Here is a 17443-nt window from a genome sequence, read left to right as displayed (position 1 = left end):
ACGTGCAAAAAGAGATGAAGGTGGTTTTGATGAGTACCGGACAAGGCAGTATACCGGATGATGTCATCGAGGCAGTACTGGTCCGAAGCGATATTGTCGATACGGTCAGCAAGTACGTGCATCTTACCAAACAGGGGAAATACATGAAGGGGCTATGCCCTTTTCATTCAGAGAAGACCCCTTCCTTTACGGTTACGCCGGAGCGCCAGATCTTTTATTGCTATGGGTGTGGCAAGGGTGGTAATGCCATTAAATTCAGAATGGAAATTGAAGGTTTTTCCTTCCCGGAAGCTGTTAAGACCATGGCAGAAGAGAATGATATTGCGTTACCGGAGAGCCAGGGTGTTTCTGTAATTCCGCGGAATCCGGAGAAAGAGCGTCTGTATGAGGCTTATGAGTTGACTGCTAAACTGTATCATTTTTTATTGAAGAATACAGAGCATGGCAAGGAAGCAGTGGCATACTTACGTTCACGTGGAATAACTGACAAGATTATTGATCAATTTCAGATTGGATTTGCACCGGATCGGTGGGATACACTGGTACAATTTCTGAGCAAGCGGACCTTTGATCTGAAGGAGATGGAGAAAGGCGGGCTAGTGTCCGCAAGGCATGAAAGTGATGGTTATCTTGATAAATTCAGAGGAAGAATTATGTTTCCTATCCATGATCGGAATGGCAAAGTTATTGCCTTTGCTGGTCGGATCTTAGGAGATGGACAACCTAAGTATTTGAATTCGCCTGAGAGTTTATTATTTAATAAGAGCCGCACGTTATATAATCTTCATAATGCCAAGACGTCTATACGAAAACAGCGTCAGATTATATTATGCGAAGGATACGGAGACGTTATATCTACTTGGGAAGCAGGCTTTCACAATGTAGTTGCAACGATGGGGACCTCTCTTACAGAACAGCAGATAGTCATTATGAAGTCTATGGCAGAGGAAGTCGTCATAACTTACGATGGGGATAAGGCTGGTTTGGCAGCTGCTATGAAGGTTATACCTATGCTTGAGGGTGCCAGCCTCAGAGTGAAAATTTCGATAATGGGAGACGGATTAGATCCAGATGACTATTTCCGTAAATACGGAATCGATCGGTTCAGGCATGTTGTAGAATCTGCCGTTTCAACCACGAAATTTAAACTTATATATCTGAAAAAAAACCATATACTGCTAGAAGAAGAGGGCAAGATATCGTATGCAAAAGAAGCGCTCCCTATTATTGCAGTCCTGAATTCTTCCACTGAACGCGAAGTTTATTTGAGGGAGTTATCCTCAGAACTGGGCCTATCTTATGAAAGTCTCAAGCAAGATTGCAACCTATTAAGGCAGTCTATGCAAAAAAAGATGGGTAGTGGGGATAATAAGGAAAAAACGTGGAATAATGGTAGGCATAAAAAAGGGCAAATTCCCGCCCCAACTTTGCTACCGGCATATCATGCTGCAGAAAGACGGCTGTTGTCTCTGATGCTTCAAGATTCGGAGGCTGCTCGGTATGTGGGCGATAACCTCGGAGAAGCGTTTAATATTGATGATCATGCAGCGATTGCTGCTTATCTATATGCTTACTACGCGCAGGACAAACCACCCGATATCAGTCGGTTTATGTCATCTCTTCATGATGATCGACTTGAGAAAACGGTGAGTTCAATTTCCATGATGGATACTCCTACGGACTGGAATGTTCAAGTACTTGATGATTGTATTCGTGAAGTACTGAAATATCCGCAGCAGAAACAGATTGATCAGAAAAAAGAAGAAATGATGAAAGCGGAACGATCAGGTGATTTTATGCGTGCCGCGCAAATTGCAAGTGAAATTATTGCCCTAGAGAGACAATGACAGCCCAGCTTGAATGTTTCTAGAGGGAGGAGGGAGTCGAAAGATGGCAAATGATCAGCATACTGAATTAGAAACGGAATTTACACTTGATCAAGTAAAAGATCAATTGATTGAGCAAGGTAAAAAGAGATCCGTATTGAGTTACAAAGATATAATGGAGAAACTGTCACCTTTTGATCAGGATCCTGAGCAAATGGAAGAATTCTATGAGCAGCTCGGCGATTTGGGAATTGAAGTAAACAATGAAAGTGATGAGGAAAGCAGTCACCGTCAGTCTGATGATCAAGATGAGAATAACAATGACGACTTCGGTGGGTTTGATGACGACTTATCACTTCCTCCTGGTATTAAGATCAATGATCCGGTACGTATGTATTTGAAAGAAATCGGACGCGTACCATTGCTCTCAGCAGATGATGAAGTAGAGCTGGCAAAACGAATTGAGAATGGTGATGAAGAAGCGAAGCGTCGACTTGCAGAAGCTAACCTTCGTCTCGTTGTAAGTATTGCTAAGCGATATGTAGGTCGTGGAATGCTGTTCCTTGACTTGATTCAAGAAGGAAATATGGGTCTGATCAAAGCTGTTGAGAAGTTTGATCATAAAAAAGGTTATAAGTTTAGTACGTACGCCACTTGGTGGATTCGTCAAGCGATTACGCGCGCAATCGCCGACCAAGCCCGGACCATTCGTATTCCTGTTCACATGGTTGAAACAATCAACAAATTGATCAGGGTATCCAGACAGCTGTTGCAAGAGCTTGGACGTGAACCATCTCCTGAAGAAATTGCAGCGGAAATGGAACTGAGCGTTGAAAAAGTTCGTGAAATCATGAAGATTGCTCAAGAACCTGTATCCCTTGAAACACCGATCGGGGAAGAGGACGATTCCCACTTGGGAGACTTTATCGAAGATCAGGAAGCTCTCGCACCTGCCGATGCAGCTGCTTATGAACTATTGAAGGAGCAGCTGGAGGACGTGCTTGATACACTCACAGAGCGTGAAGAGAATGTGCTTCGTCTTCGGTTTGGACTTGACGATGGACGGACAAGAACACTGGAGGAAGTAGGTAAGGTGTTTGGCGTTACCCGTGAGCGGATCCGTCAGATTGAAGCCAAAGCTCTTCGTAAACTCCGCCATCCAAGCCGTAGTAAGCGGCTGAAGGATTTTCTCGAATAGAAGCAAGGCATTGGACCTTCTGCGGATGATCGCAGGAGGTTCTTTTTAATCGTTCAAAATCATTAGTGAATCGATATATAGAAGCCATCCGGAATGCTTATACTATACTAAACAAACCATCTGGATCAATGGGTCTAATGAAATAGGAAAGCTGTTCAAAGCTGAAATATGTAATTTCTTAGTTATGGGTTAATTTCCTTGATTTGTTTTATTGGTCTTTATTTTAGCTCTTTTCCCTGACCATTGCAAATTGCTTCCATCTTTTCTGTGAAGGTTTTCTGTTATACAATAAAGTGCAATATTGCACTTTGCAATGCTGTTTGTTAGGGTATTGAAAGAGTCACGAATATAATGGATTGTGTGGGTGTCATCATGAAATTGTCAAATCGATTACAGTTAATATTGGATCATATTCCGCATGGAAGCCGCCTTGCCGATATCGGCTCAGATCATGCGCTTCTGCCAACCGCAGCTGTGGAGAGTGGAACCTGTGTCTCCGCTATAGCTGGGGAAGTCAATTCAGGCCCGTTTCAAGCGGCTGTCAAACAAGTCAAAGAGACTGGACTAACTCAAACTGTAGCTGTTCGCCTTGGAGATGGTTTAGAAGTACTAAAGCCGGGTGAAGTAGATGTGATAACGATTTCCGGCATGGGTGGGGGACTGATTGCCTCTATTCTTGATCGTGGTGTGGAGAAGCTTTCCGGGGTAAGCAGGCTAGTGCTTCAACCAAATGTAGGGGAAGATATTCTTCGCAGATGGTTATTAGCACATCAATGGGTATTGATTAATGAGCATATTTTGGAGGAAGACGGTAAGATTTACGAAGTACTAATAGCAGAACCTGCAGAGCTGAGTGACTTAGAAATATCAAATGAGACATTGTATAAAGAGCGTATTCTCGATGGAGGGATTGTGCTTACAACAGAGTGGCTCCTTCGTTTTGGACCTTATTTAATACAACGTCCAACTTCTGTATTTCATGCCAAGTGGAAAACCGAGATTCAGAAGCTAAAAGGAATCCTACATTCTTTGTCGAAATCAGAACAGGTTTCTGCGGAAGAGAAATCTGAAAGCATTAGAACAGATATTAAGCTAATTGAGGAGGTGCTGGTATGTTTGCTAAAGGACAAACAGTAATTCAGTACATGGAACAGCTAGCTCCGAAGTATGTAGCTATGCCGGATGACCGAATTGGTCTACAGCTTGGCACCTTACAAAAGGAAATTAAGACGGTACTAGTTGCTCTGGATGTGAATGAGGAGGTCGTTGAAGAGGCCATTCAGTTGAATGCAGATCTCATTATTGCGCATCATGCAATTATATATCGGCCTTTGAAACAGCTTCAGACAGACTCACCGATGGGGAAAGTATATGAGAAGCTGATTAAGAACGACATCGCTGTGTACATAAGTCACACGAATCTGGACGTGACTGAAGGCGGGATGAATGATTGGATGGCCGAGGCCATTGGTATGGAAAACACGCAGCCTATTCATGATGTTCATACAGAACAGCTTTCTAAACTCGTCGTTTTTGTTCCCAAAAGCCATCATCAAGAGGTGCTTGATGCGGTATTAAATGCTGGGGCGGGTGCCATTGGGAACTACAGTCACTGCAGCTTCAATATCGAAGGTTTTGGTACCTTTGTGCCAGGAGAAGGGACAGATCCTTTTATCGGTAAGCAGGGGACAATGGAACGAGTAAATGAAATTCGAATCGAGACTATCGTTCCGGATAACCTTCGGAATAAAGTGGTACAAGCGATGCTCAAAGCTCATCCATACGAGGAAGTGGCATATGATTTATATCCACTTGATCTAAAAGGGCGCTCATTTGGCCTCGGGCGGATTGGAAGACTAAGCGAGCCGGTAACACTTGCTGCACTTGTGGACATCGTGAAAGAGAAACTGGATGTCCCACATGTACGTGTCGTAGGAGATTTAAATCGTACCATCAAAAAAGCTGCTGTAATTGGTGGTTCGGGTGGAAGCTTTATGAACCAAGTGATATTTAAAGGAGCGGACGTTCTTGTAACGGGTGATATTGACTATCATACTGCTCAGGATGCTTTGGCTGCCGGTTTAACCATTATCGATCCAGGTCATAATGCCGAAAAGATCATGAAGATGAAAGTGGCTGAATGGATGGATAATAAATTCAAAGATAATCGATATGAGACTCGTGTTGTAGCTTCTAAGATTAATACGGAACCATTCCGTTTTATTTAATAAGGAAGTTATGGAACGATCCCCTTCGACTGCTATTATTTATGGGGTTGAATAAGGTCCAAATAACTTGTATACTATCAAGTGTTGTCCGGAAAGTTTAACAGACAATCGCTGGCGGCTAAGAGCCGCGAGAGGAAAGTCCGGGCTCCATAGGGCAGGGTGCTGGATAACGTCCAGTCAGCGCGAGTTGAAGGATAGTGCCACAGAAATGGACCGCCGATGGCCGCTATGCGGCACAGGCAAGGATGGAACCGAGGTGTAAGAGACCCCGAGGAACGCTGGTGACTTCGTTCCTGGTAAACCCCACCTGGAGCAAGACCTAATGGGACGCAAGCTTCTTTCGAGGAAGCAGCCTTAGCCCGAGGTGCGTCTGGGTTGGTCGCTGGAGCCGTGTAGTAATGCTCGGCCTAGATAGATGATTGTCGCTTAAGGTGGCAGGGTAGTTCCCGTTATGACCACGACAAGCACAGAACCCGGCTTATGGTAAGCTTTCCTAACTGCAACAGTAAGATGAATAGTTTCACCCAGGTATATGCATGATTATAACGCGTATCTTTCGGCAGATCTTAGAGATCTGCCCAAGGATGCGCGTTTTTTCTTGTATGTTTCGTTGTTTACCCCGGGCAAATCCATCATTTTTATGCTGCTAATGTCATTGACGGACAGACGTCCATACCAAATAGCCCCTGGATTAATAAGCTGTTATCATCAACAGAAAGGAAGTGGCTAGCAATGTCTTGCGAAAATCATTGCCCAAGTTTTTGTCCACCAGTATCACCGATTATATGTGATCCTATAGTCATTGTAAGAGACCATTATGTGCAACAAATTGTACCTGTTATCCATCCGATAAAAGTTGTAGATAAAGTGCACTGTGTTCCAGTACAGCAACATATATACAAATGGGAAAACGAAGAAGAAGAAGTTGGATGCGCGAATGTTTCCAGTAAATCTTCCTCTTCTAAACCTAAGAAACGTTCTACTAATGCTTCTCGTACTCGTAAAAAAAGATAATACAATAAAATCAACCACACACAACTAATAAAAAAAGCAGCTCTCACCATTTGGCGAAAGCTGCTTTTACTTCTGTTATTTACGGGTTCCGTTGAAGCTCTTGTTGGAGTCGCTGTAGAACATGCTCTGGCCATAATTGGAGAGGTTTGCTCTGATTGCTTGCAGCTTCAAGTGACCGAAACACATCTACTTGTCCGCTGCCAAAATATTTGTCTTTTCCTTTCTCACCAAGGTCTACAGCTTGCGATATCATAAGATCCATAACCTCACGGTTACTTAGTTCCGGATTCAATGATCGGATAAGCCCAGCCATAGCCGCTACGTGAGGGCTTGCCATGGATGTACCGGAGAGTGCTGCGTATTGATTCCCAGGGTAGGTACTAGCAATATTGGTTCCAGGAGCAGTTACATCAATATAATCTCCATAGTTAGAATAGTCTGCACGGGTCATATCTTGATTCGTTGCTCCAACCGCTAGTACTTCTGGGTATGCAGCTGGGTATCCTGGACGCTCTGTATTATCATTACCAGAAGCAGCTACGAGGAGAACATCACGGTCATAAGCATATTTAATAGCATCATGCAAGAACTGTGAGTCTGCGTAATTACCAAGGCTCATATTAATGACCTTTGCTCCATGATCGGTAGCCCATATTATTCCTTCTGCTACAGCATAGGTCGTACCTGAACCGCTTCCGTCTAGCGCTTTAACGGGCATGATTTTGTTATACCAGCTAACTCCTGCAACACCTTCCCCGTTGTTTACGAGTGCCCCAATAATGCCAGCAACATGGGTACCGTGACCAACGTCATCCGCAGGTGCCTTCGACGGGTCCACAACGTTATACCCTGATACTAATTGCCCGTCCAGATCGGTATGGCTCAGATCAACTCCGGTATCGACAACGGCGATGATGACATCTTTGCTCCCTTTGGACAAGTTCCAGCCACGGTTTGTTTCAATAGCTGGTAAATTCCATTGATAATCAGAGAACAGAAGATCATTTGGGATATTTACATTCTCTGTCAGTGGTTCATTCTTCTCATTCGTCAAATACAAAAAATGAGGTTCTGCATATTTTGGACTCCATTTCTCCACAAAGTAGGTGTGAAGAGATTTATAATCCATCCGGTCAGATTTGAACACATAGGCATAGCCTAGCTTACGAGGAATTTTTCCTGATATTTCTTTAGCAATCTGTTTGAGTTCGAGTTCTGTTGGTTCTTGAGAGAAACGAATAACAATTTCATTCTCATAAAAGTGACTTGCATTCGCGTTATCATGCCCTGTTTTAACGGTAAGATCACGGAGGGTATCGCTGTGAACGGATTCAACTTTAAACTTACCTTCCTTTGGATAAGGAATCATCCGTAAATTCCGCTTTTGGTGATTCTTTACTTCCTTTAGCACTTTCATATTAATCATTGCAGCAGCGCCATATTTTTTATCCTCAGAAGGCTCAGCCATAACAAAATAGGTTTCTCCAGCTGCTTTAAATTGTGGGGAAGCATAAGCTTTTCCTTGCTGCAGGTTCTGCCGTGCACGTTCTAAATGCTCCTTGATCTGTTGCTGATCTTGAGTGCTCCATTTCGGTTTTTTGATGTTTACTTCTTCCTCTTTATGATTCTTCAGATCGTACCAAATGAATTTCTCGAAGTGATCGTGAGTACGTTGGTGATCTTTTACCAATCTTACAATCTGCTCCGGTTTGCGATGCTTTTCATGCTTTAGAATGATCTGTAAATGCTGCTTGGCATCCATGCGACTAAAATGATCCGTGGCATCTAAATCACCTGATATTGTTGCCTGTTTTAATCGATTTTCTTCTTTGGCTGGTAAGGGTTTCTCGTTTTGTTTTGCAGCATACTCTGGAAGATTGGGATCAGGGGTTAATAAGAAAATGACGAATAAACCCAAGACTGCAGCGAATCCCAATATACTCCATAGGCGTCGTGAATTCATATTCATTTCTCCTTACAGATGGACTTTATTTTTCTTATGGTTGGAAGAGGAGAGCTATTTTATTCGCCATTGTAAGGAAGATTGATGTAATTACCTTTCTTTGGATAATATTATCCTAAAAAATCCTTGAAAGTGTATTCATAAGGGATTTCGAAAAGCGGTATTTTATGTTAGGATAATACATAATCTTTGACCGCCGTAGACTTAAGCTTAGTGCGGTCAGTAACCATTTAAGGGGGAGCAACCGTAATGCCAGCAGACAATCTTCAGAATCTGTGCGCGGAGACAAGGGAGAAACTGAAATCCGCAATAAGCATCATGGAATCGTTTTTGAATGAACACACCTTGCCTCAATTAGACGCAGAACAGAATGAAGAGACCATTCATTTTTACAAAGGATTTCTTTCAGATCTTCGCCACTTGTTAACTTTCTCAGAAGTATCCTTCGAGAAGCTCGGTGTTGTCCAGCGTCGTCCTAATTTCGATGCTGAGTTTGCCGAGAAGGAATTGTATCGTGTATACCACAGCTGTGTGAACAGTTTCTTCTACCCTAAAAATGAAAGCTATTCTGAGGATGGACGCTATGCTTATACAGGTCAGGACGCGATTCGATTCCGTAAGAAACCAGTTCGCCCTGCAAGAGATGTCATCATGGATATTACGAAAATTTACGAAGAACTTCGGGATGATCTAAGTTACTACGAAAGTGATTATTTAACGGAACGCCGTATGCAGTCTGAAAGAAGACATGCATAAATTTTAGAAAACAATTATTTTATTAATATAATGTAAACTGAGGAAGGGATGCCATTTGGCATCTCTTTTTTTGTGTAACTTAACACCTACTGACAACCTATAACGTGAATACACCTGGTGAACTGCGGAGAAAATATGTATGAGGTGATTCTAATGGCCAATGAAGCCAAACCATACGTTAAGTGCAGTGTAAGCAACTGTAATTATTGGGGTGAACAAAATGTGTGCCGGGCAGACATGATCATGATTGAAATTGACCGACATGCGAATGTCCGTCTGAATGCTGAGTTTGCAGATGAGGATTTTGTTAACAATCATAAGGATAGTGCAGGAACCTCTTCATCCACATGCTGCCTAACATTTAAACCCAAAGCATAACGGCGTCCTTTAATTGTCTTTCAACCACACGGAGGTGACAGCATGGGTAAGGGCAAAAAGCACAAGAAGAATAATCTCAAGGTGATTGATACCAAACGCAGTCGGGTGGATTATCCTCGTAAAGAACATTATGAGGAATATGCCTCAGAGGTATCTCCTCCTGTCGGTACAGATGTTCGAACAAGAAGATATGATGACGATTATCCGGTTGTAGAAGAAAAATCAACCGGCCGCATGGCAGGTTATATAGGATTGGTGCTCGGTATTGCATCATTGTTCATGTGGTCGGTGATCCTTGGACCTGTTGCAGCCGTCACTGGTTATTATGCCTACAGTCAAGGTAGCAGGACACTTGGATCTTGGTCCATGGGACTGGGTATCTTAGCTACGATTAGCTATTTTGTCCTCATTCCATTTGCCCGTTAGGTAAATAATGAGAATAAGCAGACGATTTTCACGCTTTTAGGGTGAATCGTCTGCTTTTTTTGCTATAGAGTATAGCAGATTGTCCTGAAAGGATGTAAAATGGAAATTGAAACCTTACAGGAAGATGTGATGAATGACATGCAGATTGATCTGGCATCAGCGAGAAGTATGGTAGAATTACAGCGCTCCGTGAATAGCAGTTCTTTAGACCTGACGCAAAGTCTCGGAACTGTGGAGAACGGTGGAGATTTTGAGTCAGTACTAACGAGCATGATGAATAACAGCAATTCCATTTCTTCAGGAACAACAGTAAAGTTAGCTCCCGGTGTTACTTGGGAAGACGGTTTATTGTGGCAACAACTTGGGACGCTGGATAACGAACGCGAACTCGAATCAGCTGAACCAGTGTCTGTATCGTCCGCTGAACCTGTCAAGGAACGTGAAGAAGTGTCTTCTGTCAAATCAGCTTTTGAGGGATTAATTACAGCCGCAGGGGAAAAATACGGCGTACCGACATCTTTGATCAAAGCTGTCATTGATACGGAATCATCTTTTAATTCGAATGCAGTGTCTTCGGCAGGAGCTAAAGGCTTGATGCAGTTGATGGATGGTACAGCCCGTGGACTCGGTGTTAGCAATTCATTCGACCCTGTTCAGAATATTGAAGGCGGAACTAAATACTTATCTTATCAACTTCAGAAGTTTGGTGGAGAGATTGCCATGGCCTTGGCTGCATATAATGCGGGACCTTCTCGGGTTACACGTCTTGGCGTTTCGAATGATGAAGAGCTAATGGCTCAGTCACACCTACTTCCAGCTGAGACACAAGCTTATATCCGTAAAGTAATGAATGCGCGTGAGAAATATGAGGCTTAGCCTCTGAATGATACATGCCTAAAAGAAGGATCAAACGGGGAGTATACGGTGAGCTAAGTGCTCAATTCCGGTTACCCGTTTGATCCTTTTGTGATTAACAGAAAGGGGATTTATGGAGATGCTTTATTGGGATCACGCTGCTACGACACCTCCACACAAAGAAGTTGTGGACACGATGACAGAAATTATGAACCAGCATTATGGTAATCCATCTGCCCTTCATCAAGCTGGGGAAGATGCTGCCAAGTTATTGAAGCGGGCTCGTGAGGTCTGTGCAGAAGCGCTTGAAATGCAGCCGTCAGAAATTGTATTCACTTCGGGAGCAACGGAGGGGAATAATATAGCCATTAAAGGTGCTGCAATGCAATACCGCTCACGGGGACAGCATCTGATTACTACAACAACGGAACATCCATCGGTTTACGAATGTTTTAAGCAGCTTGAGAGTCTGGGGTGGGAAGTCACATACTTGCCAGTTGATGAAACGGGTGTGGTTGATCTCCAGAAGCTTGAAGAAGCTGTAAGAAAAGATACGGTATTGGTAAGTATAATGCATGTAAACAATGAAACCGGTGCAATTCAGCCGGTAGCAGAGATTGGTAGCATAATTAAAGAGCGGAACCATCGTACATTATTCCATGTGGATGGCGTGCAAGGGTTTGGAAAGCTCTCGGTATCCCTAAAAGACTGGAAGGTCGATCTATACACATTATCCGCCCATAAGTTTAAAGGGCCAAAAGGAGCAGGTATCCTTTATGTGAAGCAAGGTGTTGAATTATTCCCATTGTTAGTTGGAGGTTCTCAGGAAAGTGGACAACGACCGGGAACTGAGAATGTTGCTTCAGCGGTAGCTGTAGCAAAAGCGATGAGATTAGCCCAAGAGCATCAGGAACAATTTTGTGATAAAATAGGCAAGTTGCGTAATTTACTCTTGGAGGAAATTCGCAGTATACCAGATTTCGTACTGAACAGTAGCAGTCAAGGGGCGCCTCACATTGTTCATTTCTCATATCCTGGTCTGAAGCCTGAAGTATTGGTCCATACCCTGGAGCAACTAGGGATGCTCGTGTCGACAAAGTCGGCCTGTTCATCCAAGAATAGTGAACCAAGTCGGGTCTTAACTGCTATGGGTAAGGACAAGGAATTAGCTGCAAGTGGGATTCGTATCAGTCTGGGCTGGGAGCATACAGAGGACGATGTCATTCGTTTGATCCATGCGCTTCACCAGTCTGTCGAGAAGCTTCGTCCCTTAACTGTAAAAAGGGGGTAACATCATTGTGAATATTACTTATGACATGCTGCTTCTCCGTTTTGGAGAGTTTACTTTGAAAGGAAGAAACCGCAATAGATTCGAGAAATCTATGCTTAATCATGTAAAGTCTGTGATAAGACCATTTCCTAAAGCGAAGATTCTTAAGGAATATGGACGAATGTATGTAGAGTTGAACGGGGAATCTCCGGATGCATTGATAGAGGTACTACGGAAAGTGTTTGGACTTGTATCCATCAGCCCTGTAAGAGTCTGCCCTTCCGAGCTTGATGCCATAATCGAAACAGCCGTGGACTTTATTGGGCACTCTCAACTTTCGGATAATACGACTTTTAAGGTGAATGCTAGACGTGTGTGGAAGAAGTTCCCTCACTCTTCTCACGAGATGAACCATCTTATTGGCTCACCTCTGCTTCGAACCTATCCACAATTAAAAGTACAGGTAAAGAACCCACAAATTGAGCTCAAGGTTGAGATTCGTGAAGATCTAACCTATCTTTTCCATGAGGCCGTGCCCGCTGTGGGAGGATATCCGCTGGGTTCGAACGGAAAGGCAATGCTTCTACTATCCGGAGGCATCGACAGTCCAGTAGCCGCTTGGTCTGCCATGCGGAGAGGGCTTGAGGTTGAATGTGTGCATTTTTACAGCTATCCGTACACAAGTCAGCAAGCCAAGGATAAAGTTATTGAACTTACCAAAATATTGTCCAATTATGCTGGGAGAATTAAGCTTCATTTGGTTCCATTTACCGATGTGCAGACATCATTTACTGGCCTTGGTCAGGATAATCTAATGATTACACTTATGCGCCGTGCTATGCTTCGCATTACGACGATGATTGCTGAACGAGAAAATGCACTTGCGATTGTAACAGGGGACAGTCTTGGTCAAGTAGCAAGTCAGACTTTACCTAGTATGAATGTTATAGGTAAAGCTACTGACCTGCCTATACTTCGCCCATTGGTTATGATGGATAAGAATGACATTATTAACTTGGCGAAGGAAATTGGAACTTTCGAGACGTCGATTCTCCCTTTCGAAGATTGCTGCACATTGTTCGTGCCGAAATCGCCTACGACCAATCCTAATCTGCGGATTGTGGAGAGTATAGAAAGTTCCCTTGTTGATTTACCGGAGAAACTCCAGATCGCGGTTGAGAATAAAGAGACAATCATTCTAAAGAACGGAAAGCAGATGACTAAAGGCGATAATGAGAGTCAGGATGAAGTTGTAAAAGAAGAATGGTTCTAGAAAAGACCTGCGAAGACAAAAAAGGACTTCACTGCCGATGGGCAGTGAAGTCCTTTTTTAGTTTGGTGAAAATTCAAGATGCTTGCTCACGCCGCACCTTGGATGCTCTTTTTTTGAGGTGTCCTGCAGTTATAACGCCAATGATGATCATTGCAATAAAGAGATAGCGAACCAGTGGGTGTGTATCAAAAAATACTTTAAAATGTTTCTCATCTGTAATCATAGAGGAGGCTGTGTATCCCAAGACTGCAGCTCCTAAATAGATAATCCAAGGGAATCGATCGATAAGTTTTATAAACAGTGTACTACCCCAGACGACGATAGGGACGCTGATTAGAAGACCAATAATGACGAGCAGATTATTATGTTTTGCTGCACCAGCAACAGCTAATACGTTATCCAAACCCATGGCAGCATCAGCAACAATAATAGTTCGAATGGCGGCACCAAGACTTTTTCCAGCTTTAATGTCCGACTGATCATTTTCATCAGTTAGCAGCTTGTACGCAATCGTGATAAGTAAAATTCCTCCAATTAGCATAAGCCATGGAATATTAAGCAGCCAAACTACGAGTATTGTGGCAATAATTCGAAGGACTACCGCACCTGCTGTGCCATAAATGATTGCCTTTTTTTGAGTGGATGCTTCAAGGTTCCGAGCTGCCAACCCGATGACAATGGCATTATCTCCGGCCAGTACAAGGTCCAAAAACACAATGCTGAATAATGACAGTAAGAAATCCGAAGTTGCAGTATCCATGTTATGTCACTCCTCTAAAGTTACGGGTTCACCTAAAACAAAGTGGATCTATTATAGGCTTATTTTTTCGCACATGCAAGCATAGCGGGGCTGTATGAATCATATGTGTAGAGGGGGAGGGGTTGTCTAGTGGAGACGATATGGCTGTTAGGGCAAATATTGATCATTAACCTGGTACTAAGCGGTGACAACGCCTTGGTTATAGCAATGGCGAGCAGAGATCTTCCAGAGCCCAATAAGAGAAAAGCGGTATGGATTGGTACATTCGGAGCAGTTATTCTACGCTGTCTTCTTACCGTAATCGCTGTGCTACTTCTAAAGGTTCCTTATCTACAGGCTGGTGGAGCACTGCTCCTGTTATGGATTGCATTCAAGCTGCTAGCCGAACAGCATTCGAATGAGATTCGTGTCTCTGAGACTTCATCAATGTGGAGGGCCGTAAATACAATATTAATTGCTGATTTCGTAATGAGTCTAGACAATGTACTCGCCATTGCAGGACTCGCTAATGGTGATTTGGCATTAATAATGATTGGTATTGTTATTAGTATTCCAATTGTCGTATGGGGAAGCGGTATAATCTCTAAACTCCTTCAAAAATTTCCACTATTGCTATATATCGGGGCTGGCATTTTGGCTTATACAGCGGGGGAGATGATACTTCAGGACTCGAAGACGGGAGTTATTCTTGCTTATTGGCTGCCTGAATATCATCATCTCCTTCCCATAGCATTAGCTCTCTTGGTCATTAGCATTAGTGGGATGAAGAACATCAACCTTAAGAGAGCCTAAATGATTTATATACCTGACAAGTTGACTTGTCAGGTATATTTTTTGGAGTCGAGTGTAAACGTTAATTTTTGGGGGACAAGCTCGATGTGTGGTTTTTTTTGTCGCTTTCGGATAAAATTAATGTAACAGCTTTATTCTTTATGCAGCCAGTGACGCTATATATTAAGTGAAGAGGGTGATGAGATGTCCTCCAAAAAAGATTTGATGCTTGGTGTATTTATCGTTGCAGCTGGTGTTGTCATTCTGCTCGGTAAACTTGGTGTATTCGGATTTTTAGGTCGTACTTTCTGGCCGCTTCTCGTTCTCATTCCGGGACTGATTCTCCATGTACTGTTCTTTGGCCGGCGCGCTTCAGCCGCTATCTTGATTCCCGCCGGGATCTTGACCGTTTATGGTTTATTGTTCCTCATATGCAGTATTTGGGGTTGGAGTTTGATGGGTTCTTTGTGGCCGCTGCTTATTCTCGGTATTGCTGTAGGGTTGTATGAGTATTACATGTATGAAACACCTCGTCCTGCAGCGGTATTACCGATAGCACTCGGACTTACGTTACTCTCTGCTGTAATCTTAATATTTACCTGGCTCTATACAGGGGCACTTTACATCATTGCTCTTGTCCTCATTGCAATCGGGATATGGCTTATTTATGGGCGTAAACGGACGAAGGGTGGAAAATGGTCTAAAGGGTGGTAATATTACTGGAAATTTTCTGAAAAGACTTGATTTCTATATCCGTTTACCTATAAAATAGTGGTTATGTTGAAGCGTCGGTTGGCATTAACGCCCTGGCGCTTATTTTGATGGTTTATTCGAAGAGAAGGGATTTGAGATATATTTATGCAATCGAGAGATCAGATTCGCAATATTGCAATTATTGCCCACGTTGACCATGGTAAAACGACACTAGTCGACCAGTTACTGCAACAGTCCGGTATTTTCCGGGAACACGAAACTTTGCAGGAACGTGCAATGGATTCTAATGACATAGAACGTGAGCGCGGTATTACTATTTTGGCAAAAAACACAGCGATTACTTATAAGGATTTCCTTATTAATATCGTAGATACACCGGGTCACGCTGACTTTGGTGGTGAAGTAGAACGTATCATGAAGATGGTTGACGGCGTACTGCTAGTCGTTGATGCTTATGAAGGATGTATGCCTCAAACGAAGTTCGTGCTAGGTAAAGCACTTGCGCATAACCTGACGCCGATCGTTGTTGTTAACAAAATTGACCGTCCGGCAGCTCGCCCGGCGGAAGTAATAGATGAAGTTCTGGACTTGTTCATTGAGCTTGGCGCTAATGACGAGCAATTGGAGTTCCCTGTTGTGTATGCATCAGCACTTAATGGTACTTCTAGTCTAGATCCAGAGAAGCAAGATGATAACATGCTTGCTCTTTATGAAACGATTACCGAGCACATTCCTTCTCCTAAGGAGAAAGTGGACGAGCCTTTGCAATTCCTCGTGACACTGATGGATTATAACGAATACCTTGGTCGTATTGCGGTAGGTCGTGTTAACCGCGGTATTATCAAGCAAGGGCAATCCGTTGCCGTTATGACTCGTGATGGTTCAACCAAGACAGCCCGTATTGAGAAGTTGTTTGGCTTCCAAGGTTTGAAGCGTATTGAGATCGAAGAAGCGGGTGCTGGTGATATCGTAGCTATAGCAGGTATTAAGGACATTAACATTGGTGAAACGATTGCGGATCCTCAGAATCCTGAAGCGCTTCCTGTCCTTAAGATCGATGAGCCTACACTACAAATGACATTCCTTGTTAACAACAGTCCGTTTGCAGGACGTGAAGGTAAATGGGTTACTTCCCGTAAACTGCGCGAACGTCTCTTTAAAGAACTAGAAACGGATGTCAGTCTTCGTGTAGAAGAAACAGAAAGCCCAGATGCTTTTATTGTATCGGGTCGTGGTGAGCTTCACCTTACGATTCTGATTGAGAACATGCGTCGTGAAGGTTATGAGTTACAGGTTTCCAAGCCAGAGGTTATTGTTAAAGAGATCGATGGTGTAAAAATGGAACCGATTGAACGCTTGTTGATTGATGTACCTGAAGACAGCACAGGAGCAATCATGGAAAGTCTGGGTGCACGTAAAGCTGAGATGGTTAACATGATTAATAACGGCAGTGGACAAGTTCGTCTTGAATTCTTGGTCCCAGCTCGTGGATTGATTGGTTACCGTACACACTTCCTAACATTGACACGTGGTTATGGTGTTATGAACCATGCGTTCGATAGCTACGGTCCACTTCATGGAGGACAAGTTGGCGGACGTCACCAAGGTGTTCTTATCTCTACAGAGAATGGTTCAACAACATTCTACGGTATGATGTCTGTTGAAGATCGCGGTACATTGTTCCTAGAACCAGGTACCGAAATCTACGAAGGTATGATCGTTGGTGAGCATACTCGTGATAACGATATTGTGGTAAACATCTGTAAAGAGAAGCAGTTGACTAACGTTCGTTCCGCTACAAAAGATGATACAGTTAAGATGAAGACGCCACGTATTTTCTCTTTGGAACAAGCGTTGGAATACTTGAATGACGATGAATATTGTGAGATTACTCCGAAGTCTGTTCGTCTTCGTAAGAAGATTCTGAATAAAAGTGAACGTGAGCGTGCAGAAAAACATCGTAAAATGGCGCAAGCCAATCTATAATAGAGAGAGTATTTTCTATTAAGGT

General features: G+C 43.2%; 16 protein-coding genes and 1 other RNA gene. 15 read left to right on the top strand and 2 right to left on the bottom strand.

The genetic code is table 11. The annotated features are described in order from the left end of the window. Positions 1-29 precede the first annotated feature (29 nt). The 6 genes from dnaG (at position 30) to AC3WJJ_RS07330 (ending at position 6266) form a co-directional block, all read left to right on the top strand. Complete coding sequence (dnaG, locus tag AC3WJJ_RS07355) at positions 30-1847, top strand: DNA primase (RefSeq protein WP_492539252.1); 1818 nt, start codon at positions 30-32, stop codon at positions 1845-1847. 43 nt (positions 1848-1890) lie between these two features. Continuing rightward, positions 1891-3024, top strand: a complete 1134-nt coding sequence (gene rpoD / locus AC3WJJ_RS07350; protein WP_492539250.1) for an RNA polymerase sigma factor RpoD — start codon at positions 1891-1893, stop codon at positions 3022-3024. 372 nt (positions 3025-3396) lie between these two features. Then, positions 3397-4161: a tRNA (adenine(22)-N(1))-methyltransferase gene (locus tag AC3WJJ_RS07345; protein ID WP_492539248.1), complete on the top strand. Its 765-nt coding sequence runs from the start codon at positions 3397-3399 to the stop codon at positions 4159-4161. After that, complete coding sequence (locus AC3WJJ_RS07340) at positions 4137-5252, top strand: Nif3-like dinuclear metal center hexameric protein (RefSeq protein WP_492539246.1); 1116 nt, start codon at positions 4137-4139, stop codon at positions 5250-5252. The genes AC3WJJ_RS07345 and AC3WJJ_RS07340 overlap by 25 nt, the downstream gene beginning before the upstream one ends. A 92-nt stretch (positions 5253-5344) precedes the next feature. Next, an RNA gene (rnpB, locus tag AC3WJJ_RS07335) (RNase P RNA component class A) lies at positions 5345-5748 on the top strand. Positions 5749-6071: 323 nt separating this feature from the next. Beyond that, positions 6072-6266: a hypothetical protein gene (locus AC3WJJ_RS07330; protein ID WP_492539244.1), complete on the top strand. Its 195-nt coding sequence runs from the start codon at positions 6072-6074 to the stop codon at positions 6264-6266. 79 nt (positions 6267-6345) lie between these two features. Here the strand turns inward: AC3WJJ_RS07330 and AC3WJJ_RS07325 are convergent, their stop codons facing one another. Continuing rightward, positions 6346-8229 carry a S8 family peptidase gene (locus tag AC3WJJ_RS07325; RefSeq protein ID WP_492539242.1) on the bottom strand — a complete coding sequence of 628 codons (1884 nt, stop codon included), beginning with the start codon at positions 8227-8229 and terminating at the stop codon, positions 6346-6348. Positions 8230-8478: 249 nt separating this feature from the next. Between AC3WJJ_RS07325 and AC3WJJ_RS07320 the strand changes: the two genes are divergently transcribed. From AC3WJJ_RS07320 to thiI, 6 genes are all read left to right on the top strand, one after another. Then, the gene (locus AC3WJJ_RS07320) at positions 8479-8985 is read left to right on the top strand and encodes a YpuI family protein (RefSeq protein ID WP_492539240.1); all 507 of its coding nucleotides are present in this window, start codon (positions 8479-8481) and stop codon (positions 8983-8985) included. Between the two features lie 153 nt (positions 8986-9138). Continuing rightward, positions 9139-9363 carry a DUF1540 domain-containing protein gene (locus AC3WJJ_RS07315; protein ID WP_422660345.1) on the top strand — a complete coding sequence of 75 codons (225 nt, stop codon included), beginning with the start codon at positions 9139-9141 and terminating at the stop codon, positions 9361-9363. Positions 9364-9405: 42 nt separating this feature from the next. Next, positions 9406-9789: a hypothetical protein gene (locus tag AC3WJJ_RS07310; protein ID WP_492539238.1), complete on the top strand. Its 384-nt coding sequence runs from the start codon at positions 9406-9408 to the stop codon at positions 9787-9789. Between the two features lie 138 nt (positions 9790-9927). Then, the gene (locus AC3WJJ_RS07305) at positions 9928-10665 is read left to right on the top strand and encodes a lytic transglycosylase domain-containing protein (RefSeq protein WP_492539627.1); all 738 of its coding nucleotides are present in this window, start codon (positions 9928-9930) and stop codon (positions 10663-10665) included. Between the two features lie 118 nt (positions 10666-10783). Further along, positions 10784-11935, top strand: coding sequence for a cysteine desulfurase family protein (locus AC3WJJ_RS07300; protein ID WP_492539236.1), 1152 nt, complete (start codon positions 10784-10786; stop codon positions 11933-11935). A gap of 13 nt (positions 11936-11948) precedes the next feature. Further along, positions 11949-13187 (top strand): tRNA uracil 4-sulfurtransferase ThiI, encoded by a 1239-nt coding sequence (thiI, locus tag AC3WJJ_RS07295; protein ID WP_492539625.1) that lies wholly within the window; start codon positions 11949-11951, stop codon positions 13185-13187. Positions 13188-13260: 73 nt separating this feature from the next. Here thiI and AC3WJJ_RS07290 read toward each other — a convergent pair whose 3' ends face one another. After that, positions 13261-13947, bottom strand: coding sequence for a TerC family protein (locus tag AC3WJJ_RS07290; protein WP_492539234.1), 687 nt, complete (start codon positions 13945-13947; stop codon positions 13261-13263). Between the two features lie 129 nt (positions 13948-14076). Between AC3WJJ_RS07290 and AC3WJJ_RS07285 the strand changes: the two genes are divergently transcribed. The 3 genes from AC3WJJ_RS07285 (at position 14077) to typA (ending at position 17418) form a co-directional block, all read left to right on the top strand. Then, positions 14077-14739: a TerC family protein gene (locus tag AC3WJJ_RS07285; RefSeq protein WP_492539232.1), complete on the top strand. Its 663-nt coding sequence runs from the start codon at positions 14077-14079 to the stop codon at positions 14737-14739. A gap of 183 nt (positions 14740-14922) precedes the next feature. Then, on the top strand, positions 14923-15432 hold the full coding sequence (locus AC3WJJ_RS07280) for a hypothetical protein (protein ID WP_492539230.1): 510 nt from the start codon (positions 14923-14925) through the stop codon (positions 15430-15432). A gap of 144 nt (positions 15433-15576) precedes the next feature. Beyond that, a complete protein-coding gene (typA, locus tag AC3WJJ_RS07275) occupies positions 15577-17418 on the top strand; it encodes a translational GTPase TypA (RefSeq protein WP_422660351.1) in 1842 nt (613 codons plus the stop codon). Positions 17419-17443: the final 25 nt, after the last annotated feature.

The sequence above is a fragment of the Paenibacillus sp. FW507-14B1B genome, assembly GCF_058781425.1.
Note: the sequence above shows the minus strand (reverse complement) of the source record. Positions and strands in the feature narration are given on the sequence as shown.

Excerpts from the sequence above, each read along its gene's own strand:
- dnaG (WP_492539252.1), top strand. The coding sequence starts at position 30 with ATGAGTACCGGACAAGGCAGTATACCGGATGATGTCATCGAGGCAGTA.
- rpoD (WP_492539250.1), top strand. The coding sequence starts at position 1,891 with ATGGCAAATGATCAGCATACTGAATTAGAAACGGAATTTACACTTGAT.
- AC3WJJ_RS07345 (WP_492539248.1), top strand. The coding sequence starts at position 3,397 with ATGAAATTGTCAAATCGATTACAGTTAATATTGGATCATATTCCGCAT.
- AC3WJJ_RS07340 (WP_492539246.1), top strand. The coding sequence starts at position 4,137 with ATGTTTGCTAAAGGACAAACAGTAATTCAGTACATGGAACAGCTAGCT.
- AC3WJJ_RS07325 (WP_492539242.1), bottom strand. The coding sequence starts at position 8,229 with ATGAATTCACGACGCCTATGGAGTATATTGGGATTCGCTGCAGTCTTG.
- AC3WJJ_RS07320 (WP_492539240.1), top strand. The coding sequence starts at position 8,479 with ATGCCAGCAGACAATCTTCAGAATCTGTGCGCGGAGACAAGGGAGAAA.
- AC3WJJ_RS07315 (WP_422660345.1), top strand. The coding sequence starts at position 9,139 with ATGGCCAATGAAGCCAAACCATACGTTAAGTGCAGTGTAAGCAACTGT.
- AC3WJJ_RS07310 (WP_492539238.1), top strand. The coding sequence starts at position 9,406 with ATGGGTAAGGGCAAAAAGCACAAGAAGAATAATCTCAAGGTGATTGAT.
- AC3WJJ_RS07305 (WP_492539627.1), top strand. The coding sequence starts at position 9,928 with ATGCAGATTGATCTGGCATCAGCGAGAAGTATGGTAGAATTACAGCGC.
- AC3WJJ_RS07300 (WP_492539236.1), top strand. The coding sequence starts at position 10,784 with ATGCTTTATTGGGATCACGCTGCTACGACACCTCCACACAAAGAAGTT.
- AC3WJJ_RS07290 (WP_492539234.1), bottom strand. The coding sequence starts at position 13,947 with ATGGATACTGCAACTTCGGATTTCTTACTGTCATTATTCAGCATTGTG.
- AC3WJJ_RS07280 (WP_492539230.1), top strand. The coding sequence starts at position 14,923 with ATGTCCTCCAAAAAAGATTTGATGCTTGGTGTATTTATCGTTGCAGCT.
- typA (WP_422660351.1), top strand. The coding sequence starts at position 15,577 with ATGCAATCGAGAGATCAGATTCGCAATATTGCAATTATTGCCCACGTT.